The following is a 24,286-nucleotide window of genomic DNA, read 5'->3' as shown; positions in this document are numbered from 1 at the left end:
TATTGACCCATTTTATACCAAGGAACACAAAATATCACCAACCATTTTTAATATGAAAATCAATTGTATATGCGGAGAACAAGCCGTCTCATTGGGGATGTTGGATTATTTCGCATTATTTGACCATCGGTTCTACAAATGTGTAAAAAAGTCGATCTGGCGATAATAAAAAACACGCCAGCCGTCAATCGTTCCGGAAGTTCGACATCGATCAATAGTCCGCACTCATCGCGATCCGACAAGACGATAGCTGGAGTCAGCGGCAGATGGTTCTCCAGCAAGCTTTTATAGAAGCCGAGATACCGGTCTTGAATATGCGAAGCAACGTAGGCTGTCAATGAGGTTAACGGGCTTTTTGCCGAGAAAATAAACCATTCTAAATTGAAAAAACTTGCATATAGCATCTTTCAATATTAAGCTAAAACTATATGAAAATTGCGAGTTGAATGGAGTCATCGCTTATGGAAAACCTATTCAGCATCATTGAACGTGAAATTGCTATTTTCGGTCGTCGTGCAGAGGCGATCCGCATTGCTTATCTGAATCATAAAGAAATTGATCGCTCCACGTATTTATTGCTGCGCCTACTGCTGGATGAAGGCCCGCTTGCCATTAAATCGCTTGCAGATGCGCTACATCTAGACATCTCGACCGCAAGCCGGCAGACCGCTGCACTCGAAGGGAAAGGATTCGTAGAACGCCTATCCGACCCAAGTGATGCACGTGTCAAATTACTGCAGATCACCGAAATTGGGCGTAGCGAGCTGCATGCCTTTGCGAAGGCGCGTGAGGAATTCTACGCGAAGTTGCTCGAGGACTGGAACGAAGATGAATGCCGACAATTCGGCGAAAGTCTGGCACGCTTCAACCGTACGATCGAAACGCGTCGCTTAGAGCGTGAGAAATCCGAATAACGAAGATCCTACTATCGAACCTGAAAGGAAGAGGCATCCTTCATGACTCCTTATCATTTCCGGCAACGAGAGATCGTCACACGCATTGCAAACTTAGCAAGCCAGCAACCGGTTCTACCAAGCGGACTCTGGTTCCATCACGACATACGCGATAATTTCTACTATGCTTCCTATTTATTCGCTGCAGCGGTCGACTCAACGATTCCTGTCTCTTTTGACCGGGATGAAATGAAAGCCCTTGCAACATCCATTCTGCTGCAGGTGCTTCAGCTGCAAGATCAGGATCCGAGCAGCCCTACCTACGGCCACTGGCCGCTGAACCTGGACCCTGTTCCAAGCGAAGCAAAACCGAACCCTTTACCTGTCGAGATCATGGGCAGCCTGATGGTCTATTTCGATTCACAATATCAATCTACGTTCAGCGATCTGTTGCGCACGGTTTTTGCTACAGCATTTCTACATATTTATCAGGGCAACTTCTATCGCAAACCGATGGAACAGTATGGCCATCATGAGGCCAAATTCACTTCCGCCAAACTCATATTCGGTCATAAATTCCAAGATACAGCCCTCATTCAAGACGGCCATGATAGCTTGAAGCTTACGCTAGACCGCATTCACACGCTTGGCATGTGGGAGTACGGCAGCCTGCCGTGGTTCTGGCATTGGGTTCAGGCCTATACTTGCGCCTACACATTAGAGCAGAACGACTCCATCCGGCAGGACCTCAGCCGTCTACTTGATGCACTGTGGCGCCAACGATCGCAATATTACCTGAAGGGAACCTGGGTCGGCGCCCATGCCCGCGGCGGGTGGCATGACGTCCCTCGCGACAGCAACGTGCTGCTCGATTACGTGCAATACGGTGACTTCATGCTCCCTGAGGCCGTGCCTCGCACCGAATATGCCGGCTTCTTGTTCTACGAAGCGCCTGCCGATGCTCGCCAGACCGCATTAGATCGGTCTAAGCCGTTGGAAGTGAGGCAGCGCATCACGCGATTGGAATCGACGGGACCCGTCCATCTCCATTCCTATGCCTATATTACGGAGCACTATGCTGCTGGTGGCATGTGGGAGCGGTACACCGAGTTCGATAATGAGCAGCAGCGCTGGGATATTACGATCCCGCTGGTCAATGAACATAGCATCAATCAGGCTTATTTCTTCCATCCCGGTGACGGGTATCATGCAGGAGATCCAAGACATCACAGCGAGTACGCGCATACCCTTTACCATCGGAATACGGTCATTGCACTCTATTCCATTCCAGAGACCTCTCCTTTCGACTACATTGTCGGTGTACTACCCAAGGGCACCTGGCAGGCAGAGCCATCCGCGCTCTATGGTCTTGTAGAGAATGTATATGTCGCTGTACACCTCATGCAGCCTTATCAATATGAGGAACTGGAAGACCGACTTTCGGTGAGAAGCGAAGGCCGCTGGAATGGCGTCGTCATTGAAGCGATGGCTGTAGAGGAAGCCATGCAATTAGGGATGGAGAGCTTCGAGCTCTTTATCGAAGCGATGCAGGTGAACGCACCCGTATTCGCAGCGGAAGCGGATGGGGTCCTGCAAGTCCAGTACCGTACGCGATACAACGAGGAGCTGCAGCTTACTGTTCACGGTCCGAATCACCATGAGGCGCGAATCCGCGGCGAGCAAGTCGATTTTGAGGATTACAAGGTCTAATTTTTCAAATCTATCCGGCAGTACCAAAGGCGATTTCAGAAGACATGTATTGATCTTCAGAAACGCCTTTTTTGTGTTCCCGATAACAATGAAAATCGACTCCTTTTTACGCTAAAAACACCCAACTAAAATTGGATTAAATTGGATAATTATTATCAAAATTGATACTATTTTAGTGTTTCCGGATCATCTATACACTCACCTTATTTCGCTCAGCACCAAGGGTTTTCAGCCTCTGTAATAAATTACCTACCCTATTTCGCACATATAACTGTTACAATTTGAAATAAGTCTGCCAATTAAATTCCAACTTTTGGAGGTGCTTGCACATGATCATGAAGCCTGGGCAATTGCAACGCAAGCTTGAAGAGCTCGAAGAGAAATTAAAGCATACTTCGGAGCCCACGTATGTATTCAGACCAGGAGACCCTGTCCGCGTCGGAAATCTGCAAGATGCTGTTGTTGCAGAGGTGCTCCATGATGGCAAAATCTATCTCATCGACTATACGTATATCGATAAGAACTATGGAAATCCGGTCCACCATGAGCATACGCGTAACTATTATGGCTGGCTGGATGTTCGGAAGCCGATCCCTGAGACATCGGACACGATCATTCGCAATACGGACATGAATGTTCGATTTACATTCCGCATGTTATCCGAACTTCTCCAACGCGTATACAACTTCGGCATGAATCTAGACCCCGATTACCAACGGGATTATGTCTGGGAGCTTGAGGACAAGGTTCGCCTAATTAACTCCGTATTCAGTAATGTCGATATCGGCAAATTCTCCGTGATTCAACGGGATCCGAAGGCATGGGTACGATCGGGACAGGGCTATGAAATTATAGACGGCAAACAGCGCTTGATGACACTGATGGCCTACTATGAAGACCGTTTTGCATGGAACGGCAAGAAATACAGCGATCTTACCTCCAGAGAGCAGAATCATTTCATGAACTACCCGATTGTGTTCGCTGAAGTGAAAGACATGACGCGGGAACAGACCCTGCGGTATTTCTTAATGTTGAACACGGTCGGCAAGACCATGGACGCAGAACATATTGACCGTGTACGAGCTGAACTCAAAACATTGGAATAAGAACGCTACTCCATTTCATACGATTTTAGATGAGGTTACTGGAGATTGCCTTAATCACTTCGTGTGAAGGAGCGGATCGAATTTGGGTTATTTTGTCGAAGTGGAGCCCCGTGTAAAAATATATGTGGAAGATGTCGGATCCGGCGAACCCATCGTTCTCATTCATGGGTGGCCGGTGAACCATCAGATGTTCGAATATCAGACATCCATGCTACCGAAGTATGGATATCGCTGCATCAGTATCGATATTCGCGGGTTCGGTCAATCCGACAAACCTTGGTACGGTTATTCGTACGACCGGCTATCCGATGATGTGCGTACCGTAATCGACGCGCTCCAATTGGAGCGCGTTCGACTCATCGGCTTCTCGGTGGGCGGCGCAATCGCTATTCGCTACATGGCACGTCATTCCGGTCGCAAGGTCGCACAGCTTATTCTACTCGGCGCCGCTTCGCCAATCTTCACGAAACGGCCAGACTTTCCTTATGGCAATACGGTCAATGATGTCGATGCGCTGATCGAGCAGACAACGGTCAACCGCCCGCAGATGATCGAAGATTTCGGCCAGAAGTTCTTCTTCAGTCCGATCACGGAGAGTTTCCGCAGCTGGTTCCAGCTACTTGGACTGCAAGCATCCAGTCACGGCACCATAGCTGTAGCAGAGTCACTCCTGGATGAAGACTTACGGCAAGACCTTAACAAGATCCTCGTTCCGACAACGCTCCTGCACGGCGTCAAAGACAGGATCTGCCCTTATACGCTCGCACTAGCGACACACAAGGGCATTCCAGGCTCGGTCCTCGTGCCTTTCGAGAAGAGCGGGCACGGCCTATTCTACGATGAACGAGAGAAATGCAATGAATTGCTACTTAAAGCTCTGAGAGGACTTCAGACGACCAAGTAACCATTATTACACATACACCTAGCAAAAGAGCACCCTATCACATGATAAGGTGCTCTTTGCTATACAAATCATGGCTTAGCGAAGCCATACGGTCTTCTCTGCTGCTGGGATACGCTTGCTCTGCGGCGCTTCCATATCAGGATACCCCACGTAGATCATGCCTACGAGCTGCTCCCGTCCGCTTAGTCCGAAGGCTTCCTGCATGATCGGATGATACATCGGGTCCCCGGTCCGCCAGACCGCGCCAAGTCCGAGTGCATGCGCAGCGAGCAGCATATTCTGCACGGCCGCATGTACCGCTGCATACTCTTCGATCTCCGTTACGTTCGCATCCTCTGCAGGCGATACCGCCACGGCAATGACGATTGGAGAACGGAAGGCCTTCTTCTCATGGTTACTCCGCTGCTCAGCTTCTTCTTCCGCAGACAGCTCGCTCACTTGGGATAGTGCTATATCTGCATAAGCTCGTCCAAGTACGCGCCGACCTTCTCCTTCCATGACGAAGAACTTCCATGGCTCAGTACGCCGATGGTTCGGTGCCCAGATTGCTGCTTCCAGCAATCGCTCGATTTGTTCCTGTGGCACTGCATCCTGTTTCACTTTCCCGATACTACGTCTATGCTGAATGGCAGCGAATAAGTCTGTCATATCTTCTCTCATCTCCAGGCGATTATAGTTTAGGCGTGCATTCCATTATTTTAACATAAATATACCATTTCCAAGCAAAAGAACGATTTATTAGCATGCTGTGGAACTGACCACCCGGAATAATTTACAATAGAGGTATCTATTATGTACGAAGGAGATCGTATGGAACCGAAACTTGAAACGTTGTACACCACTTATAAACCCCTGCTTCAATCCATGGCCTACCGGATGCTTGGATCGGTTACCGAAGCGGAGGACATCGTACAAGACCTCTTCATTGCCTATGCACAATCTCCAGATAGCGAAATTCGGAATGAGAAAGCCTATCTCATCAAAATGGTCACCAATCGTTGCATCAATTTCCTGAAGAGCGCCCGCAAGCAGCGCGAAGTCTATGTCGGCCCTTGGCTGCCAGAGCCGCAGGTGTCGAGCATTGAGGAACGCCCGGATGATAACTTCATGCAGCGCGAAAATATCTCATATGCCCTACTCGTACTGATGGAGCATCTTACGCCTGTGGAGCGTGCGGTCTTCATACTGCGGGAGACGCTCGATTACAGCTATCAAGAGATCGGAGAGCTGCTAAACAAGACGGCGATCAATTGCCGTCAAATCTTCAGCCGAGCACAGAAAAAGCTGCAGCCTGAACTGACCGATACCAAGGCCAAAGCCGATCTCTCCGAGCGGCTATCGCTGAGCTTCATCGAGGCATCTCGAACCGGGGATTTCCAGCATTTCGTCTCGATGATTACCGAGGATGCCATTCTGTTCAGCGACGGCGGGGGACGTGTCCGGGCCGCGATCAACCCGATTTATGGTCAAGAACGAATATTCGCCTTTCTGCATGGTATTCATACCAAGAGAAACGCTTCCTATCAGCAACACCTCATTCGTGTGAATGGCCATTATGGTATCTTGACTCACATTGGTGAGAATATTTATTCCATTATTGCTTTCCAGCTGGATTCATCGCATCAGAAGGCACAATCCATCTATCTCATTCGCAATCCAGAAAAAATTTCGCATCTCGATATTCTATAATGTCACAAATGCGAATCCTATTTTGTCTATATCTATGAGAAGCTAAAAACAAGCTTAACGATATACAAATGGAGGGATTCCCAATGGAACAAAGAATGCAAATGAACGTCGTCAACCCGCAAGGTTACCAAGCGATGCTGGGGTTGGAGCAATACCTGCACGCATCGACAATCGATAAGAAATTATTAGAGCTTATCAAAATTCGCGCCTCCCAAATCAACGGCTGCGCCTACTGTCTCGAGATGCATACCAAAGACGCACGCAAGATCGGTGAGACGGAACAGCGCATTTACCTGCTCTCCGCATGGCGCGAAGCACCTTATTACACCCCGCAGGAGCGCAGTGTACTTGCACTAACCGAAGCCATTACGGTCATTACCGACAATCATGTGCCGGATGATGTCTATCAAGAAGCAGCGGAGCATTACAGTCAGAAGGAGCTTGCCGATATCATTATGGCGATTATTACGATCAATGCCTGGAATCGAATCGCGATATCCACGCTCATGATGCCGGTGTAAGCTTGACTACCCCTAATAATTAGGGTATATTTGGAAAAATATCATAAACCCACACTTACGAAGGAAGCACCTCGTGAGATCGCTGCAACGCAGCCGTTCTCGCGCAGGTGCTTTTTGTGTTGTCTGCTGTCGGGTTACCATGAAGGAGGATATCCATTTCCATGAGACAGAAAATGATCGCCTTATGTACGACACTATCCTTAATAACCGCTGCAATAGCCCCAGCTGCAGCCCAAGCCGCTTCTTACACCATACCTGTATCTACCCAATCCGCACTTGATAAGACGAATGCAGCTGCAGACAAGACGCAATCCGCACGTCTATCCAGCTTACAAGGCGACTTAACCGCGCTTCTGAAATCGGAGGATCAATGGAACGAACGTATTCTATCGCTCCATACCCAGAATGAAGAGACGTTGCCGAGCTTAAGTAAACATATTCAACAGATCGGCTCAGCCGAGCGAAGTCGATTGGAACAGCTCGTCACACAGACCAAAGCGAAATATCAGCCCCTCTTCCAATCATACACGACCTTGAACGATCGGATTCAAGCCGCCAGAGCACTGAAGAACAAAGATCTGAATGCCTTGCTCCGTATTCAAGCGGATAGCATGAAAGCCGCTGTTCAACTCGCACGCGCAGATATTCGAGCGAAAGAGGAAGCCTTACGGGCATGGAAGAGCAAGACAGCTGAGACGGTGAAAAAAGTTCGCAGTACACTTAAGGATATGGACCCGATCAAGGTGCAAATCCGAGCGGAGAAGAGTATTTTGAGCTCCCTCAAGAAACAAATCCCTACCGCTTCGCGTAACCTCACCGATGCCGTCAAGGTCACCGATGCGAAGCGATCGATCGATGCGCTAACCTCGCTGACCACCATTATTCGCGACATCAACGCACATCAACAGAAAATCATTACCTATGAGCAAAAGATCAGTGACATTCTCTCCAGAGCCAAATCCCAGATCCCCGTAAAATAATATAGAGCAGCAACCCACATCGACTTATGGTCGATTGCAGGCTGCTGCTCCTAACAAAAGGACTTGCCCTGGGGCAGCCGATGATCCGGTGCACCTTCCAGTTCAAGTCCTCGTATCGTTCATCTCTTGATTGTCTTCTTATTGTTGTTCTTGGCCAACACGACGCTGAATGACTCTGTGAATGATAATCGATCTAAACTCAAACACAAGGCCAAGCGCTAACATAACGCCCATCACACCAAGCATCGAGATCTGTGCTGTCACGCCGCTCGCTGCCGTCAATACCGTTCCAATATAGCCTTCCAATAAGGCAAAGGTAAAGAACGAAATAGCGATGATCATCGAGCGCTTCCGTTTCTCCTTCAAGATGTCCATAGATTTCTCTGATAAGGATTTATTTGCCATGTAAATAACCTCCTCGTGATTGTCACAACCGTCTCATGCCAATCGCCGAGAGGCTGTGCCCGAAGATTGGAAGCGTTTTAATAATGAGATAATTATATTTAATCACAATTCTGTCACAATGGCAATAAAATCCTTCAAAGTTTAGACACAAAATAGACTCAGAACGTTAACAATTGTATTTGAAATGCATTAATCGGCATGAGCACCTAACCCTTAAGTACATTTACATTGGCTTTATTGATCACATAGGTGCCCATCAACTCAGATTCTCCAGGATGTTTACCAGCATCCATATCGTAGAATTTCTTGACAGCCATCTCGCCGAATAAGTTCTGGCGCTGCGATATAACCGCATCCAAAATCCCCTGCTTCACATAAGCAATGTTATCTGGATTATTATCGAAGCCAATGAATTTCTGATGTTCCGAAGGATGGCGCTGCGTATAAAGAGCCATGATCTTTCCGAAATCTCCATCCACACCTGCTGCAAGATCGAAGCCGCCACTCTTCTTCACTAGACGCTCGAAATCTGCAAGCCGTTCGTCATGTACAGGATACCCGCTCTGAACACCTACAATTGCAATATTCAGTGATTTCGCAAGCTCATCGCGAATACCTTGCATTCGAAGCTTCAAATTCTCTTGGCGATCGTTAATGGTACTCAGCACAACGTTCCCTTCCCCATGAAGGACTTTGGCAATAAGTCGCCCCATTTCACAGCCTGCTTCGTAATCATCCGTACCAATGAAGCTTACCCGTCGACTGTCAGGCACATCGGTATCGACACAGATCGTTCGGATCTGCTGCTCCTGTAAAGTATTGATTACTGGCCGGAGATTGGTCTGATGGGATGAGAATTAAGTAATCAAGTCCTGCTTGAACCAAATCTTGGATGACTTCCTCTTGCGTGCGGCCCCCATAGCCATCTTGGTAACGAACGACAAAATCCAATCCGTATTTACTTGCTGTTTTCCTTGCATTATTGATCATCTGAACCGTAAATGGATGCCCCTCTGGCAGATTACTGACGAAGGCTACCCGCTTCGTGCGAAGCTCCGTATTGTCCACTTGATACGCTTCAACGGATTCCCCCATACGACCAACAATGCTTTGTAAAGATGTCGCCAAGTCGAACAAAATTTCATTCGATTGACTCTGCTGCATGCTCAGGGATGCAGCCTCCTCCGTCGATGCTGCTGATTCCTGCGCCACAGCGGCGATATTCGTGATGGAATCGACAATATGATTCTTCGTATGATTCAATACAGCCATGTGCGCTATAATTTTATCCTGATATGTGACAAGATCGGTCACATTCGTTGTAATCTCATCAAATGTCGCACTAACGACTTGGATAGTCTGCTGCTGAATTTCGAACTTGTCGGATGCAGAGCGGATCGATTCGACAACCGACGCAATCTCTGTCGTAATCGACTGAATAATTCTGCCGATTTCCGCCGCGGATGCGAAGCTCTGATCCGACAATTTCCGTATTTCGCTTGCGACCACGGCGAACCCGCTTCCCGCTGTACCGACCCTCGCCGCCTCAATCGAAGCATTCAGCGAGAGCAAATTCGTCTGCGACGCGATGCCCGTAATCGCATCTGTGATCTGATGCACTTCTTTCGCGTGATCCATTAATTTCGCAACACGCTCAATCGTAATCGTTAATTCATCCCTCGTCATACTGCTGGATTCTAGGGTCTTATGGACATTCGCATTCCCATGATCCTTCAATTCACGCAATCGATCCACGCCATCTTCCATAATCGATATGGCCTGTAATACCTGCTCGAACTGCGCTGCAAGCTCTGTCGTCGAATGCATACCGCTCTCTGCATCCACCGCTTGCTGCTGAGCCCCTTGGGACACCGCAAAATTCACATCCGTCATGGCCTTGGATTGTTCAGCGGACTCTCCCGCGGTATCAATGACAACCGTCGTTAGCTTCGTGATTTCGTGGATAGATGTTTGAAAACCGGAAATGGCGCCTCGAAATTGTTCAATGATATAGGATAGATCTGGTCTGCGTTCACCGAACTGCTGAAGCGTTTCACTCTGCCTCAAATCCTTGGTCTTGATCACCTGAACAGCGTAGGCCGCATCATCATGTGTCCCCTTCGGAACCCAAGCCACGAAGGCTAGTCCTGCAAAGCTGATCAATAGCAGAATATTGCCGGGAATTGCTAAATACTGTCGTATGACAAACGCGGTCACTGCGACAGCAAGTATAATCAACAGCTTAACATTTGTCGAAATCCTCTTCATCATCAATCATCCCCCCTATGGATAAATTTAACTGTATCATTTATTAAGCTAAACAATCCGTCATTGGCTGTATAGCTTTGTTTTCAGCTTTTTGGTAGTTTTTCTACATATTTCGACCTGAGCCTTCGGGTATTCTGAGACAATGCATGAATCTATCCCTGATGGATGATGATAACACGAGGGAGGTGATGAACATGGCAGGCAGAAACAGCAAACCGAAGAACGACGGCCCAGCAGCATCTCCATCCCGAATGGATCAATTCGGCGATAAGCTGGCAGATAGCAGAGACGATAAGCAAGCAAGAGCGGATCGCAAGCAATAAGCATCCTCGCCAAATAGCCGCGCAGTGAAGTTCTGCAGCGGCTGTTTTGACATATCTTCATCGAACTTTTAACTTTTTTTCATCTGGCATTAAGGTTACTAATTTATAGTACAAGTATCAAATACGAAACTTATCTAAAGCCTAGCCGTAACATACCAAGAGAATAACGAATACCCCTACTAATGGTTGGAATAAGAAAGGAATTCAAATATGGACCCTAAAAAGATTATTATGATAAGCTTCATGGCCTTTGTCATTGCGTGCAGCAGCAGCATCTGGAGCAATGAAGCGAGTGCAAGCGCTAGCACATACAAATTAGCAACAGACGGTTTAACGAGCAGCTCAGACACCGATGATCTTCTGCAAGCACTAGGCGTAGAATCAGAAGAGCAAATCTACGATGCGCTCTACAGCGGGCAATCACTGGCAGATATCGCTAATGATAATAAAATGGGAGTCGATCAAGTCGTTGATATTCAGGTGGCTCAGCTAAGGTCACAGCTCGACCAACGATTCTTAAACGGGAGTATTTCCTTAGAAGCTTATCAGGCCCAGCTCGAAGAAATTCATGACATGATTCAAGAGAGTGTGCATCGGAAGATGCTCCAATAATATTCGACCATATGCAAAAGAACCTTCAAACTACGTTCAAAACGTAAGATTGAAGGTTCTTTTTCCTCAGTTGGATTAGGAAGGATCGTAACAAGATCCATCGACATCACATTGCAGTCCTGGAATGATCGTGAGTCCGCCTCGATCCTTAGCAAGCTCTTCGTTCAACACTTGCTCGAAGGACTCGCGGTTCGTAACCCCTTGAATGCGTTGGCCGCCGATAATAAATGTCGGCACCGCGGTAACTGCAGCCTCTTCATAGGCATGACGACGGGCCTCATCCTGAACGGACTTATACTTCCCACTTGTAAGTGCCGCACGGAAGTCTTTCGCATCCAGCCCGATACCGCTCGCAAGCTCCGTCAACACCTCAAGTTCGCCGATATTCAACTCTTCCTGATAGAATGCCGTGAACACGCGGTTCATATAGGCATTGCCTTTCCCCTGTTCCTTCGCATAATGATACCCTTCGAATGCCAGGCCCGTATAGGGATGCGGCGAAAGGCGAGGCAGCTTCATATCTACGCCCCATTTCTCCGCCATGGGCGAGATATAAGAATTCCAGCCCTGCAGCTTGCTCGGTTCATTCCATGGATCAATCGGTTGCGACCCACTTGGACGAAGCTCGAACGGCATCCATTCCACCTCTACGTCCTTACCCTGAATGGCTTCCTCGAACGGTTTCTTCCCTAAATAACAGAACGGACAGACAAAGTCCGAATATACTTGGATTTTCACGGTCATCGTAACCAACCTCCTGTACTTCTAACATAATTTGTGTACCTGTAACCATTATAGTTACTAGTTAGAAGTGTGTCAATCGATGACAAGAAGTGGCACAATCACAAGACTACTGAATCAGACTTTAAATCACTCAAGCACTTTGTAGCATTCTCGCGCTCTACTCTTCTCGCCATCCAATCCTCCAGCGTCGCCACGCGATCAGGAAACTGATGGCTTCGTACCAAGAATCCCGCACCATGCTGCGGCATCGGGTCTGGGTCCGTTGGTTGATACCGGAAATCTACACTCCATCTCACATGATCCGAGAGATTTCCGCAAAATGACGGGTTTGCCGCCCAAAGCCTATGTCAATCGCATCAAAATGCAGCGCGCCGCCGCAGCCTTGTTAGAGAGCAATCGATCCGTTACTCATATTGCGGAGACGCTCGGCTATTCAACAATCCATCATTTTACGAGACATTTTACAGCGTATTACGGCATCTCTCCAACGCAATATCGAAAATCACATTAGTGACAACTCAACTTTGTGCAGATTTTCCCCATTACGAAAGTTCAGTTACGATAAGTTAACTTCTTAATTTAATTATGTGTTCCTACGCAGAGTACGTTATAATATAGGGCGTGAGGTGAATATAGGAATGAATCAACCGACATTGTGCCCGCGATTCGAAAAGGCTGTCGAAATATTAAGTAAACGATGGGTTTCCTTCATTGTCTTCCAACTCCTGTCGGGACCGAAGCGATTCAGCGAAATCGAGGCATCCCTGCCGAATATTAGCGGAAGACTCTTATCTGAGCGGCTCAAAGAGTTAGAGATCGATGGAATCGTAAATCGTGCCGTCTATCCGGAGACACCCGTTCGTATTGAATATTCATTAACAACGATGGGGCATGCCCTAGCACCGATTTTCAATGAAATCGTCCAGTGGTCCTCCACGTGGATTGACGCATCTTCGCTGAACGTTGATGAACAAGAATCTAAATAAGTCTGAGGAACATCCTATGAATGATAAAGCATTCGAAGTGGACCCCCATCTATGCCCGCTCTGTGGGCAGGACAACCGCTGCGGCTACCGAGCAGGAACGAATGATTGCTGGTGCTTCCACACATCGGTGCCCATGGCGTTAAGAGAGCGACTTACACCCGAGCTCCGAGGCAAGACGTGTATCTGCCGTGACTGTGTTGAGGCGTATCATAGAGAATAGATCCATAAAGAACAACGATAAACAGGAAATGCTACGACCGTTTCCCGGTATTTATCCGGGGAGCGGTCGTTTTCGTTATTTAACGGCATAGAATGAGAAAAATGGTTGAGCAGGAGGCTAATCCCACTCAACCATTTCTCTGTGTACCCATGACTGAATACTAAATCGCCTTTACCATGCCGCCGTCGACGAGCAGGGATTGGCCTGTCACATAGCTATTCGCAAAAGAACCATAGAAGGCTACAATCCGTGCGAATTCCTCCGGCGTACCGAGACGACCCAGCGGAATATCTTTCAAGTTCGTGTTCTGAACTTCTTCCATCGTACATCCGAGCTTCGCTGCCATTAGCGCATCAAGCTCAGCGATCCGATCCGTTGCAATACGTCCAGGCGCCACGGTATTAATCAGAATGTTATCGTTTGCGAACTCGGAAGCCAGCGTCTTCGTTAAGGCTTGTACACCGGCACGGAAAACATTCGAAAGGATGAGGCCTGCAATCGGCTGCTTCACCGATGTGGAAGCAAGATTCACAATTCGCCCTCCGCCAGCAGCTTGCAAGTGAGGGAGCGCTTCGCGGATCATGCGAATGGCGCTCAGGAGATTCAATTCAAAACCATTCATCCATTTCGCATCATCCATATCCGTGAAGCGTCCTCCCGGCGGGCCTCCCGCATTGGTAACGAGTACATCCAATCCGCCATGCGTGTCCACGGCTGTCTGAATCGCACGACTTACATCCTCTGCATTTAATACATCCATCTGCACCATTAAGACCTGTTTGCCTGTCTGCGCGAGAATCTCATCATGTGCCTGCTGGAGCTGTGCGAGATCGCGACTTGCGATCGTTACGTTCGCCCCTTCTCTGGCGAATTCCAAGGCGCTTGCTCGGCCGAGACCTTTACTCGCAGCTGCTACGAACACAGATTTACCGGTAAGTCCTAAATCCATCGTCAACATCCTCCCAATCCATTGGTACTTTCACCCATTATTATGCGACTGAGAGGCTCGCGTCAACCAAGAAAGAGTCACCTTACATTTTCGTTTTCCGATATCCCGCAGCTAATAGTTGCATCCCATCCCGATATTTCGCGACGGTACGCCGTGAGATCTGAATACCCTCCTTCGTGAGTAAATCCGCAATATGTTGATCTGAAAGGGGGCGGTCTTTGTTCTCCTCGGCTATTATTGCTCTGATTCGAGCCTTAACCGCCTGCGCAGAGGTGTCCATACCCTTCCGTGTCGGCAGCCCTGACGAGAAGAAATATTTCAAGGGAAACACCCCGTGCGGTGTCTGTAGATGTTTGCCGTTCACTGCACGGCTGACCGTGGATTCGTGAATACCCAATCGGCTCGCAATGACCGCTAGGGTCATCGGTCGAATCCCCTTCACACCTGCGGTTAGGAAATCGATCTGTTCCTCCAAGATCGCGTGCATGACTTGCTGCAGCGTCTGCCGCCTCAAAGCCACGCATCGGATGACCCACGCGGCCGATTTGATACGAGCCTGCAAGAATGCAGACGCATCGGATATTTCCGATACTACCGCTGATCCTTGGTTCTCCGCCCATCCATGATAGAGCTCACTGACGGCCAATCGAGGCGAACTGAAAGGATGCATGTGCAGCATATACCCTTCCATCTTCAGCTCCACCATGGCATCCGGCACCACATAGGGAACGATTGGCGCCCCAATCAATTGGCCGGGACGCGGTTGAAGACGCTGAATATATTGTGCGGCAGCCTTCACCTGTGCCTTCGACATCCGAAGGCCTAATGCGATCGTCCCCCATTGGCCATGCGCTAGATCCTCGAGATAGTGTGCCACGATCTCCCTCGCACCGCGAGCAGACGACGAGTCCCGCTCAATCTGAAGTAATAAGCATTCCCTAAGGTCCCGCCCACCTATCCCCGCAGGCTCTACCGATTGCACCTGCCGTAGTGCTTCCTCAGCGAGGCCGATCGAGACATGTAGCACAGAGCACACATCGGCTAAATCCATATCCAAATATCCATCTTCATTCAAGTTGCCCGTCAGGTAGGCCGCCGTTCGGCGAACATCAGGCGTTAGCTCGAGCAACCTTAATTGGCTAAGCACAGACTGCTCCAAGGATTCAGAAGCAGCCTGCGCTTGCCATAACGGATCGTACGCCATCCTTCTGGCATGCGTACTCCTGACGGTCTGGGAATGTCCAGATCTCCTATGTTCCTCTAGTTCCAACACTGGATTCTGCATAACTTGTTCCTGCACATACTGCATCAGCTCTTGACCCGATAGGGTAAGGATATGCATGGATTGCTGGAGCTCCGGTGTCATTGATAATTTCAGACGCTGATCTTGAACCAACTGATAACCTAGCATCTTAACATCCCCCTATCGAATTTCTTGCTGATGAACTTCTTAGAACTTCTCTGACACCATCTTAGCTTGCGTGAACAAGAGCAGATAATCCCGTCCGCCAGCTTTCGAATCCGTTCCCGACATATTGAAGCCGCCGAATGGATGCGTGCCTACAAGTGCCCCTGTACATTTGCGGTTAAAATATAAATTTCCGACGAAAAACTCACGGCGTGCCTTCTCCAGATGTGCCCGATTGCGCGAAATGACCGCACCTGTTAAACCGTAATCCGTGTTATTCGCGAATTGAAGCGCTTCATCAAACGATGATGCCTTCGTGAACGCAACCACGGGTCCGAAGATCTCCTCCTGTGAGATCCGTGCCGTCGCGTCAACATCCGCGAAAATCGTCGGCTCGATGAAGTACCCCTTCGGATCCCCTGTGTTGCCACCCCATACGAGGCGCCCTTCTTGCTTACCGATCTCGATATATTCTTGAATTTTGCGATAAGCCTTGTCATCGACGACAGGTCCGACATTCGTTATCCGGTCCGTTGGGTTCCCCATCACAAACTGCTTCGTACGCTCAACGACTTTATCCAGTACCGCGTCATATACATCTGCATGAATAATCGCACGAGAGCACGCCGAACACTTCTGACCGGAAAATCCGAAGGCAGACGCCGTTATGGCATCTGCAGCCAGATTCAGATCCGCATCGCTATCGACCACGATGGAGTCTTTACCGCCCATTTCCGCAATGACGCGTTTAATCCATTTCTGACCTGGTGCCGTCTTCGCTGCGCGTTCGTTAATCCGAAGTCCTACGTCACGCGATCCCGTGAAGCTAATGAATCGTGTAAGCGGATGATCCACCAAGTAATCGCCCACTTCGCCGCCAGGTCCCGGTAGATAGTTCACAACACCTGCAGGCAAGCCCACCTCTTCGAGCAGCTCTACGAATTTCGCTGCAATGACAGGTGTCGTACTCGCCGGCTTCAGTACAACGGTATTTCCCGATACGAGCGCCGCTGTCGTCATGCCCGCCATAATCGCAAGCGGGAAATTCCACGGCGGAATGACGATGCCGACCCCGAGCGGAATATAATAGATCTCATTCTCCTCTTCTTCAATAATGGTAAGCGGCTGCGGCGCACTGAGGCGCTGCATTTCGCGCGCATAGAACTCCATGAAGTCAATCGCCTCTGCGGTATCCGCATCGGCTTCGGCACGCGTCTTGCCTGACTCGAATGTTAGCCATGCCGAGAATTCATGCTTGCGGCGGCGCATGATCGCAGCGGCCTTGTAGAGATACCGCGCCCGCTCATTCGGATCGGTATGCTTCCACGATTCGAATACACGGGCAGCCGTCTGAATCGCTTCTTCTGCGAGCGCACAATCCGCTTGCGATACGACCCCGATCACTTGATCGGTGGAAGCTGGATTGACCGACGTCACCTTGCGGTCTGTCGACACCTTGTTACCCCCAATAACGAGGTCATAGGATCGCCCAAGCTCTCCCTCCACTTGTTGCAATGCCTTATCATAAGCCAGATTGTTCTGTTCATCTTTAAAATTGGTAAATACCTCATTTTTAAATTCTACGCGCATACCCTTTTCATCCTCCCTGAGTAAAATAACAAGAAATATAAATATCGTCCTGTATCCCAATGTATTAGCAATTACCGTGCCAACTTGCTTAAAAAAGAAATATTTTTATATCAAATGCGGTTTTGGCATCCTTCTTGCTTCTTTCATGATTGCTACATCATTACAATGACATGATGATTTGGAGAGGGGATTCTACCCATGGACATCGGTACGGAACTATATCGCAAAACACTACTGACGATTGCCGGCAATCGGCTCGTTGAACATTGGTCGCTCAAATACGGCAAGAAATTAGCGAGTAAATTTATCGCAGGCGATACGCTTGCTGAAGCCTTAACGCAGATTGAGGCACTGAACCAAAAAGGGATTATGGCGACCCTTGATCACCTCGGAGAAGGCATTCGTCACTTGGACGAAGCCGCAGGATATCGGGAAGAATATGTGCGTTTGGTGCGAGGGATTGCGGACCGTGGTGTGAATTCCAATGTCTCGTTGAAGCCGACGCAGATGGGGCTCGCGCTCGACCCAGAGACCTGTTACGCAAATATACGCGCTGTTGTCGCAGAAGCTGCGAAGCATCACAATTTTGTCCGCATTGATATGGAAGATACACCATTCACGGAAGCCACGATTGATATCGTTCGACGCCTGCATGCCGAGGGGCTTACGAATGTCGGCACCGTCATTCAAGCGTATCTCTATCGTTCTCTGAATGATGTCGAAGCGATGATTCAGGAGGGCATCCGCCTGCGTCTCGTCAAAGGGGCCTACAAGGAACCGAGTACCGTTGCCTACCAGAACGTTTCGGATGTCATTACGAATTTCAAAAAAATGATTCAAATGCACCTCGATCAAGGCATCTATACGTCTGTGGCCTCTCATGACGATACCATGATCAACTGGGTCAAAACGTATGTGCAGCAAAATGGGATCTCCAAAGACGCTTTTGAGTTCCAAATGCTATATGGTCTACGCATGAGTGAGCAAGCCAAGCTCGCCCAAGAGGGTTACCGAATCCGCTGCTATGTTCCGTATGGCGTGATGTGGTATCCGTATTATACGCGCCGACTGGCCGAGAAGCCCGCAAATCTGATGATGGTTCTCAAAAATATGTTCAACTAAGCGTGGGAAGATCAGGTATAATCCATATATTAGAATCTTTGTTCTCATATATGGGAGGTCAACCGATTTGAAGCATCAACTGCCGCGTCTCGAACAATTGATCAATACCCAATTTAGATGTCTACCAACCGATAGCATAGAGGCCCAGCCGATAGAAAATATCTCTACCCAAGGCGATGGACTTGTATTTACCCAAGCAGGCTCGCAATATTTCTATCTTAAAACGCAGCATGGGCTCAACAACGATTCATATGAACAATCTTTTATCAGGATTCCTGTGGAAGCGCTTCCGATAGATACTCCGCTGGAAGAGGCCATGACTCGATTTACGCACTCGGCATATCTCCTTGTGGAATCGGAAGGTCAGGTCGTCGGTTATGTGTCGGCTGTCGATTTATTGCAAGCCATCACGCAATCATATCGTGTTCTAGACGCGTATTATCGAACGACCCTTGCGACGATTGATCCCGACATGGCTATTACGCTGATTAATGAGGTGCAAGAGGTAGCTGTGTGGACTGCAGGCGCAGAGCATATCTTCTCGATTCAGAACCAAGATATTATCGGCAAGCCTGCGACAGCCTTCTTTCCCGTCGATCGCTTGCAATCCTTGAAGACCCTTCAGACCGGGGAGTCTGTCTATAAAATGCAGCACCAACCGCGCCAGGATTTATTCGTGCTTATCAATGCAAATCCAGTGAAGCTGGACGGGGAGATTATCGGTGCCGTCGCTGCGGAGACCGATATTACCGCCCAAATCCGGCTTCATCAGGAGCTGCTCCATATGTCGAGCAAGATGCATCATCTTCAGCGTGAGATGGAGATGCTCAGTCCATCGTCCGATCCATTCTCGCCGATCAAAGGCACAAGCCGTACGATCAAGAGCTGCATCGACACGATGCGGAAGGTCAGCCAGACGAAGGCGACCGTACTCATTCAGGGTGAGAGCGGTACAGGAAAAGAGCTATTCGCTAAGGCCATCCATGATTCCCGTGAAGATCATAATGCCCCCTTCATCGCGATTAACTGTGGCGCGATCCCCCCGGCGTTATTCGAGAGTGAACTATTCGGATACGAGAAAGGCGCCTTCTCCGGCGCTGATCCACGCGGCAAGAAGGGGCAAATCGCGCTCGCGAACGGCGGAACACTCTTCCTAGATGAGATCGGGGAAATGCCGCTCGAAATGCAGGTGAAGCTGCTGCGCGTGCTGCAAGAGAAGAAATATTTCCCGATTGGCGGGACGCAAATGCGCAGCGCCGATTGCCGGATCATTGCCGCGACGAATCGAGATCTGAAGAAGATGATTGCGGAAGGGAAATTCCGTGAGGATCTGTATTATCGATTGAACGTCCTATCGATGGAGATTCCTCCGCTCCGGCAGCGCAAGGAAGACATCTATGAACTTACCCAGTCGTTCCTGCACGAGTTCTCCCTCGTATACGGGCGGCATATTCAAGATTTTCCGCCAGAGGTCATTCAATGTCTGCTGCAATACGATTGGCCTGGCAATATTCGCGAGTTACGGAACACGATCGAGCGGCTTGTTATCTTCGCAACGGATGGCATCATCAAATCAGAATATTTGCCGAGTGCCCTATATCAAGAAGCCTCACGACCTTCTACAGCTGACTCTTCCCAAGCCATGGACGTTCATCTCGGCGTTCACGCTTATCAAGAGACCATGGATGCATTTGAACGGAATCTCCTGCTGCAAGCCTTGGAGGAGGTTAACGGCAATAAGCTTGAAATGGCGAAACTCCTCGGGATTTCGAGGGCTACGTTGTACAATAAATTGAAACGTTTTGGGCTATAGACACGCTAGTGTCTAAAATTTAAGACATTTATTTTCGAAATGTGTCTGATTTCATAGACAAACATAAGAAGACCTCCGCCCGCGCCATCATTGGCGCGAATGGAGGTCTTTATCGTTATGATTGCATATGCTGGAGATACGGTGTCAGATCCACCTTCAACCCTTGAGCCAATCGCTTGCCAAGCTCTGCATCAGCACGATAGAAGTTACAGATGGCGAGCAGCTTGGTCTGGTCGGTAACCGAAGACAAGTCAGCCGTTAAGTTCTTTACGAGAGCAACCTGCTCCGCAACCGAATACCGATTCCATACTTGGCCGGCCTGACCGAAGTTATTCGTCTTCTCAATTGTTTTGCGCATCGCTTCGCCTTGGGTCGGATAAGGAACATCATTGTACGCTGGATCTTCTTTTGGCGTATGTTGGTGGCGATTCGGTTCATAGTTAATATGATCCTTCTGCTGGCCGTGCGCCATCGCGCCATCCCGCTGATTATTATTCACCTGCGCGAACGGACAGTTAACCGGCAATTGCAAATAATTCGTGCCAATCCGGTAACGCTGCGTATCGGAATAGGAGAACAATCGACCTTGCAATAGCTTATCTTCCGACGGCTCAATGCCTGGAACAACAACGCCAGGGTTGAATCCGACTTGCTCAGTCTCCGCGAACACATTCTCAGGATTCTTATTGAGTGTCATCGTCCCCACAAGCTGATATGGAATATCTTCCTCGAACCAATCCTTCGTCGGATCTAGTGGATTGAAGTCGAAGTTATCCAGATCCGCAGGATCCAGCACTTGCACATATAAATCCCATTCCGGGAACTCCCCACGCTCAATTGCTTCATAGAGATCGCGACTTGCATGATTGAAGTCCTTGCTCTGAATCTCCGCAGCTTCCTCGGCAGACAAGTTCTTAACCCCTTGCTTCGGTACCCAGCGCAGCTTCGTGTAGACCGTATTGCCGTAAGCGTTGATCCACTTAAAGGCATGGACGCTGGATCCGCGCATATGGCGGTAATTCGCCGGAATTCCTTCGTCGGTGAATAGATGCACGAGCATATTCGTCGATTCTGGACTTAGCGACATGAAATCCCAATAGCGGTCCGGTGTCTGTAGATTGTTACGAGGATCCGGCTTCAAGGAATGAACCATATCCGGGAACTTCATCGCATCGCGAATGAAGAAGATCGGTAAGTTATTCCCGACAAAGTCATAGTTCCCTTCTTCGGTATAGAATTTGATCGCGAACCCACGCGGGTCACGCAGTGTCTCAGGGGAGTGCAGTCCATGAATGACCGTCGAGAAACGAACGAATACAGGTGTCTCTTGGCCTTCATTTTGCAAAAATGCCGCTTTGGTGTAGCGTTTCATACTGTTCGTCAATTTGAAAACGCCATGCGCCCCTGCACCACGTGCATGAACGACCCGTTCCGGCACCCGTTCACGGTCAAAATGCGCGAGCTTCTCGAGCAGCTGATAATCCTCCAATAAAGTCGGTCCATGCTGCCCCGCCGTCCTGGAACTTTGATTATTGCCAATCGGAACACCTTGATTCGTTGTTAATTTGGTCATAAAAACGCCTCCCTTTATGTAATATGATAGTAGTCACAACCATTCAAGAATCATAACCCCATTGTATGACAGATGATAATTAAAATCAATATTAATTTATAATTACTATAAATAATATATATGATAAAGGGACAACTCCTCGCCGTTCTAATGATCACGTACGTGCGATATTGTCCCTTTTGTTATACAAAAAAGCCGACCCAACAGGTCGGCTCCATTTATTTCTTACGTTATTGGTTTATGATTTAGTTTGCAGCGGGCTTGTATTCACCAATACGGCTAGCTTTCTCTCGCCCTTCTCCATAACGGATTGACATTGGGGGCATGTCGGCTCTGTTGAAAATGCAAAATTATCTCGCATCCAACCTTTGCATTTCTCATTGGTGCATGACCAAACTGCTGTTACTTCCTCAGGAATCTCATCCATCGGCTTTTTCCGTGAATTATACATGTCCATCCCTCTTTCTATCCAGGATTATCAAGCTTATAAATGCCCTGAACCATCGGTCTCAGGAAGTAAGTTCTCGAAGCACTTCTTTAATATGGCCTGACCGTTGGTTTTTAATAAATAAAAATTCACATATTGTACAAGGTTATCCACGCCTTCCATCATAACCCTCTGCAATATGTGAATTCAGGTCAAATATCAATACATTTCCATCTTACCACTTCTGGCACATAATAGCAACGATTACTTTCCATATCTTAGCTTGCAGGAGCATAGCATAAGATATAAGCGTATAACGAAGGAGCTGAATACGTTGAACCATCAGCAAAATCCGACCATGAAGCATGAACGACCTAATTTCTTAGTCTTTATCGTTGATGAGCAGCGATACCCTCCCCGTTATGAGAGTGAAGCCATACGAATCTGGCGCAAGAATAATCTCGTTACGCAGGAGTTACTGCGTAACGACGGCGTGGAGCTGCATCGGCATTATATCGGTAGCGCCGCATGCTGCCCTAGCCGAGCTACTATGTTTACAGGCCATTACCCTTCTCTGCATGGGGTCTCTCAGACGGATGGAATTGCGAAGAGCGCTTTCGATTCGGATATGTTCTGGCTCAATTCCAATACCGTGCCCACGATGGGGAATTACATGCGTGAAGCAGGCTACCAGACGTATTACAAAGGGAAATGGCATATCTCCTACGAAGACATCGTGGTCCCTGGGACACATCAAGATGTTCCAAGCTATCATCCAAGCAACGGTGTGCCTGATCGTCAAAAAGAAGACCTCTATCGACGGGCAGACCGACTGGAAAGCTACGGGTTTTCCGATTGGATCGGCCCAGAGCCGCATGGACGAAACCCACGAAATTCCGGATCTTCAGCTGCCCATGGCGTCAGTGGGAGAGATGTCGTCTATGCGTCAGAAGTTGTCGAACTGATTCGAGCGTTGGATCAACAAACCCATCCAGTAGAAGAGCGTCCGCCTTGGCTCATCGTCTCCTCCTTCGTCAATCCGCATGACATTGTGCTATACGGTTCACTAACAGAGCATATCCCTGCGTTCAGCTTCAATGTGGAACCAACAGTCCCTAACGTGGAGCCTCCACCGACCGTCCTTGAGTCCTTACACACGAAGCCTCGCTGCCAAGCTAGCTATCACACTGTCTATCCTCAAGCATTGCAGCCCATCCTAAATCCATCCTTCTACTATAGACTCTATTATCAATTGCAGAAAAACGCCGATGAGCAAATGCAAAAAGTGTATGAAGCGTTAACGCGCTCCTCGTTCTACGACAATACGATTATTATTTTCACATCCGATCATGGAGACTTGCTCGGCTCGCACGGTTATCTTCATCAGAAATGGTATTCTGCCTATGAAGAGATTCTCCATGTCCCTTTCGTGATCAATAACAAGAAGCTCTTCCCGAATCCAAAACAACTTGATGCATTGACCAGTCATCTCGACCTGTTGCCAACCATGCTAGGGTTAGCGCAAGCCAATGTACCAGAGATCCAAGAACGTCTTAAACTTCAATTTATGGAAGTCCACCCCTTCGTGGGCCGCGATCTAAGCTCCTATCTGCTGGGGGAATCCTCGCCGCCCGAAGACCCGATATTCTTCATGACCGATGATGATGTTATGCTTGGGCAGCATCAGATCAGCGCCTTAGGCAGACCTTATCCTTCTGTTGTCCAACCCAACCATATCGAGACCATCATTACGTGGCTTGAATCAGAAGATGCTGTTGGGACAAAGAGGAGGAGGCTATGGAAATACTCCCGATACTTTGACCCGAACGCAACGAGCAGCGGAACACCCACTCCCGAAGAGTTCGAGTTATATAACTTGACCGAGGATCCCTTAGAGATCCGCAACTTAGCTTACTCCACCTTCGCAACACCAGAGAGTCGGGGAATTCAAGCCCAGATGATACGCCTGTTAGATCTACAAAGACAGACCAAACGATTGACCCCAACGACAGCTTGAGATCTCGCTACGAATATCTTTCTTCA

The 24,286-nt window shown here is 48.6% G+C and carries 26 protein-coding genes; 15 read left to right on the top strand and 11 right to left on the bottom strand.

Going from position 1 to position 24,286, the window contains the following annotated elements; all coding sequences use genetic code 11:
* Window positions 1-59: 59 nt before the first annotated feature.
* Window positions 60-338, bottom strand: coding sequence for a hypothetical protein (locus AC3WU2_RS18010; RefSeq protein ID WP_492456489.1), 279 nt, complete (start codon window positions 336-338; stop codon window positions 60-62).
* A gap of 123 nt (window positions 339-461) precedes the next feature.
* Here AC3WU2_RS18010 and AC3WU2_RS18005 point away from each other — a divergent pair, with 123 nt between their 5' ends.
* The 4 genes from AC3WU2_RS18005 (at window position 462) to AC3WU2_RS17990 (ending at window position 4,613) form a co-directional block, all read left to right on the top strand.
* On the top strand, window positions 462-914 hold the full coding sequence (locus AC3WU2_RS18005; RefSeq protein ID WP_492456488.1) for a MarR family winged helix-turn-helix transcriptional regulator: 453 nt from the start codon (window positions 462-464) through the stop codon (window positions 912-914).
* Window positions 915-956: 42 nt separating this feature from the next.
* Window positions 957-2,603, top strand: coding sequence for a hypothetical protein (locus tag AC3WU2_RS18000; protein ID WP_492456487.1), 1,647 nt, complete (start codon window positions 957-959; stop codon window positions 2,601-2,603).
* 329 nt (window positions 2,604-2,932) lie between these two features.
* Window positions 2,933-3,709 (top strand): DUF262 domain-containing protein, encoded by a 777-nt coding sequence (locus AC3WU2_RS17995; protein WP_492456486.1) that lies wholly within the window; start codon window positions 2,933-2,935, stop codon window positions 3,707-3,709.
* 82 nt (window positions 3,710-3,791) lie between these two features.
* Entirely contained in the window at window positions 3,792-4,613 is an 822-nt protein-coding gene (locus AC3WU2_RS17990) for an alpha/beta fold hydrolase (RefSeq protein WP_492456485.1), read from the top strand.
* A 75-nt stretch (window positions 4,614-4,688) separates the two neighbouring features.
* Here the strand turns inward: AC3WU2_RS17990 and AC3WU2_RS17985 are convergent, their stop codons facing one another.
* The gene (locus AC3WU2_RS17985) at window positions 4,689-5,261 is read right to left on the bottom strand and encodes a nitroreductase family protein (RefSeq protein WP_492456484.1); all 573 of its coding nucleotides are present in this window, start codon (window positions 5,259-5,261) and stop codon (window positions 4,689-4,691) included.
* Window positions 5,262-5,423: 162 nt separating this feature from the next.
* On the opposite strand from AC3WU2_RS17985, the gene AC3WU2_RS17980 reads away from it, so the two are divergent.
* The 3 genes from AC3WU2_RS17980 to AC3WU2_RS17970 all read left to right on the top strand — a co-directional run bounded on the left by AC3WU2_RS17980 (window position 5,424) and on the right by AC3WU2_RS17970 (window position 7,803).
* Complete coding sequence (locus tag AC3WU2_RS17980) at window positions 5,424-6,302, top strand: RNA polymerase sigma-70 factor (protein WP_492456483.1); 879 nt, start codon at window positions 5,424-5,426, stop codon at window positions 6,300-6,302.
* An 83-nt stretch (window positions 6,303-6,385) separates the two neighbouring features.
* On the top strand, window positions 6,386-6,823 hold the full coding sequence (locus tag AC3WU2_RS17975; protein WP_492456482.1) for a carboxymuconolactone decarboxylase family protein: 438 nt from the start codon (window positions 6,386-6,388) through the stop codon (window positions 6,821-6,823).
* A 161-nt stretch (window positions 6,824-6,984) separates the two neighbouring features.
* Complete coding sequence (locus AC3WU2_RS17970; protein WP_492456481.1) at window positions 6,985-7,803, top strand: hypothetical protein; 819 nt, start codon at window positions 6,985-6,987, stop codon at window positions 7,801-7,803.
* Window positions 7,804-7,941: 138 nt separating this feature from the next.
* Here AC3WU2_RS17970 and AC3WU2_RS17965 read toward each other — a convergent pair whose 3' ends face one another.
* From AC3WU2_RS17965 to AC3WU2_RS17955, 3 genes are all read right to left on the bottom strand, one after another.
* Window positions 7,942-8,208: a hypothetical protein gene (locus AC3WU2_RS17965; RefSeq protein WP_018758790.1), complete on the bottom strand. Its 267-nt coding sequence runs from the start codon at window positions 8,206-8,208 to the stop codon at window positions 7,942-7,944.
* A 206-nt stretch (window positions 8,209-8,414) separates the two neighbouring features.
* Window positions 8,415-8,999: a sugar ABC transporter substrate-binding protein gene (locus AC3WU2_RS17960; protein WP_492456593.1), complete on the bottom strand. Its 585-nt coding sequence runs from the start codon at window positions 8,997-8,999 to the stop codon at window positions 8,415-8,417.
* Entirely contained in the window at window positions 8,974-10,479 is a 1,506-nt protein-coding gene (locus AC3WU2_RS17955; protein WP_492456480.1) for a methyl-accepting chemotaxis protein, read from the bottom strand. The genes AC3WU2_RS17960 and AC3WU2_RS17955 overlap by 26 nt, the downstream gene beginning before the upstream one ends.
* Before the next feature lie 191 nt (window positions 10,480-10,670).
* Between AC3WU2_RS17955 and AC3WU2_RS17950 the strand changes: the two genes are divergently transcribed.
* Together AC3WU2_RS17950 and AC3WU2_RS17945 are read left to right on the top strand one after the other, a co-directional pair.
* On the top strand, window positions 10,671-10,799 hold the full coding sequence (locus tag AC3WU2_RS17950) for a hypothetical protein (protein WP_018758792.1): 129 nt from the start codon (window positions 10,671-10,673) through the stop codon (window positions 10,797-10,799).
* A 210-nt stretch (window positions 10,800-11,009) separates the two neighbouring features.
* Window positions 11,010-11,411, top strand: coding sequence for a hypothetical protein (locus AC3WU2_RS17945; RefSeq protein ID WP_492456479.1), 402 nt, complete (start codon window positions 11,010-11,012; stop codon window positions 11,409-11,411).
* A 75-nt stretch (window positions 11,412-11,486) separates the two neighbouring features.
* Here AC3WU2_RS17945 and AC3WU2_RS17940 read toward each other — a convergent pair whose 3' ends face one another.
* Window positions 11,487-12,155: a DsbA family oxidoreductase gene (locus AC3WU2_RS17940; RefSeq protein WP_492456478.1), complete on the bottom strand. Its 669-nt coding sequence runs from the start codon at window positions 12,153-12,155 to the stop codon at window positions 11,487-11,489.
* Window positions 12,156-12,417: 262 nt separating this feature from the next.
* Between AC3WU2_RS17940 and AC3WU2_RS17935 the strand changes: the two genes are divergently transcribed.
* The 3 genes from AC3WU2_RS17935 to AC3WU2_RS17925 all read left to right on the top strand — a co-directional run bounded on the left by AC3WU2_RS17935 (window position 12,418) and on the right by AC3WU2_RS17925 (window position 13,361).
* Window positions 12,418-12,666, top strand: coding sequence for a helix-turn-helix transcriptional regulator (locus tag AC3WU2_RS17935; RefSeq protein WP_492456477.1), 249 nt, complete (start codon window positions 12,418-12,420; stop codon window positions 12,664-12,666).
* A gap of 127 nt (window positions 12,667-12,793) precedes the next feature.
* A complete protein-coding gene (catR, locus tag AC3WU2_RS17930; protein ID WP_492456476.1) occupies window positions 12,794-13,141 on the top strand; it encodes a catDE operon transcriptional regulator CatR in 348 nt (115 codons plus the stop codon).
* Window positions 13,122-13,361 (top strand): cysteine-rich CWC family protein, encoded by a 240-nt coding sequence (locus AC3WU2_RS17925; RefSeq protein WP_492456475.1) that lies wholly within the window; start codon window positions 13,122-13,124, stop codon window positions 13,359-13,361. Before catR ends, AC3WU2_RS17925 begins: the two co-directional genes overlap by 20 nt.
* A gap of 160 nt (window positions 13,362-13,521) precedes the next feature.
* Here the strand turns inward: AC3WU2_RS17925 and AC3WU2_RS17920 are convergent, their stop codons facing one another.
* The 3 genes from AC3WU2_RS17920 to pruA all read right to left on the bottom strand — a co-directional run bounded on the left by AC3WU2_RS17920 (window position 13,522) and on the right by pruA (window position 17,308).
* On the bottom strand, window positions 13,522-14,310 hold the full coding sequence (locus tag AC3WU2_RS17920) for an SDR family oxidoreductase (RefSeq protein ID WP_492456474.1): 789 nt from the start codon (window positions 14,308-14,310) through the stop codon (window positions 13,522-13,524).
* Window positions 14,311-14,392: 82 nt separating this feature from the next.
* Complete coding sequence (gene rpoN, locus AC3WU2_RS17915) at window positions 14,393-15,721, bottom strand: RNA polymerase factor sigma-54 (RefSeq protein WP_492456473.1); 1,329 nt, start codon at window positions 15,719-15,721, stop codon at window positions 14,393-14,395.
* A gap of 39 nt (window positions 15,722-15,760) precedes the next feature.
* On the bottom strand, window positions 15,761-17,308 hold the full coding sequence (gene pruA / locus AC3WU2_RS17910) for an L-glutamate gamma-semialdehyde dehydrogenase (protein WP_492456472.1): 1,548 nt from the start codon (window positions 17,306-17,308) through the stop codon (window positions 15,761-15,763).
* A gap of 198 nt (window positions 17,309-17,506) precedes the next feature.
* Here pruA and AC3WU2_RS17905 point away from each other — a divergent pair, with 198 nt between their 5' ends.
* Window positions 17,507-18,430, top strand: coding sequence for a proline dehydrogenase family protein (locus AC3WU2_RS17905; RefSeq protein ID WP_492456471.1), 924 nt, complete (start codon window positions 17,507-17,509; stop codon window positions 18,428-18,430).
* A 67-nt stretch (window positions 18,431-18,497) separates the two neighbouring features.
* Window positions 18,498-20,243: a sigma 54-interacting transcriptional regulator gene (locus AC3WU2_RS17900; protein WP_492456470.1), complete on the top strand. Its 1,746-nt coding sequence runs from the start codon at window positions 18,498-18,500 to the stop codon at window positions 20,241-20,243.
* Window positions 20,244-20,358: 115 nt separating this feature from the next.
* Here AC3WU2_RS17900 and AC3WU2_RS17895 read toward each other — a convergent pair whose 3' ends face one another.
* A complete protein-coding gene (locus AC3WU2_RS17895; protein WP_492456469.1) occupies window positions 20,359-21,816 on the bottom strand; it encodes a catalase in 1,458 nt (485 codons plus the stop codon).
* A 238-nt stretch (window positions 21,817-22,054) separates the two neighbouring features.
* Window positions 22,055-22,267: a cold-shock protein gene (locus AC3WU2_RS17890; RefSeq protein WP_018758803.1), complete on the bottom strand. Its 213-nt coding sequence runs from the start codon at window positions 22,265-22,267 to the stop codon at window positions 22,055-22,057.
* A gap of 334 nt (window positions 22,268-22,601) precedes the next feature.
* Between AC3WU2_RS17890 and AC3WU2_RS17885 the strand changes: the two genes are divergently transcribed.
* Window positions 22,602-24,260, top strand: coding sequence for a sulfatase family protein (locus AC3WU2_RS17885; RefSeq protein ID WP_492456592.1), 1,659 nt, complete (start codon window positions 22,602-22,604; stop codon window positions 24,258-24,260).
* The last annotated feature ends 26 nt before the right edge of the window (window positions 24,261-24,286 follow it).

The sequence above is a fragment of the Paenibacillus sp. EB106-05-06-XG162 genome, from assembly GCF_058791655.1.
Note: the sequence above shows the minus strand (reverse complement) of the source record. Positions and strands in the feature narration are given on the sequence as shown.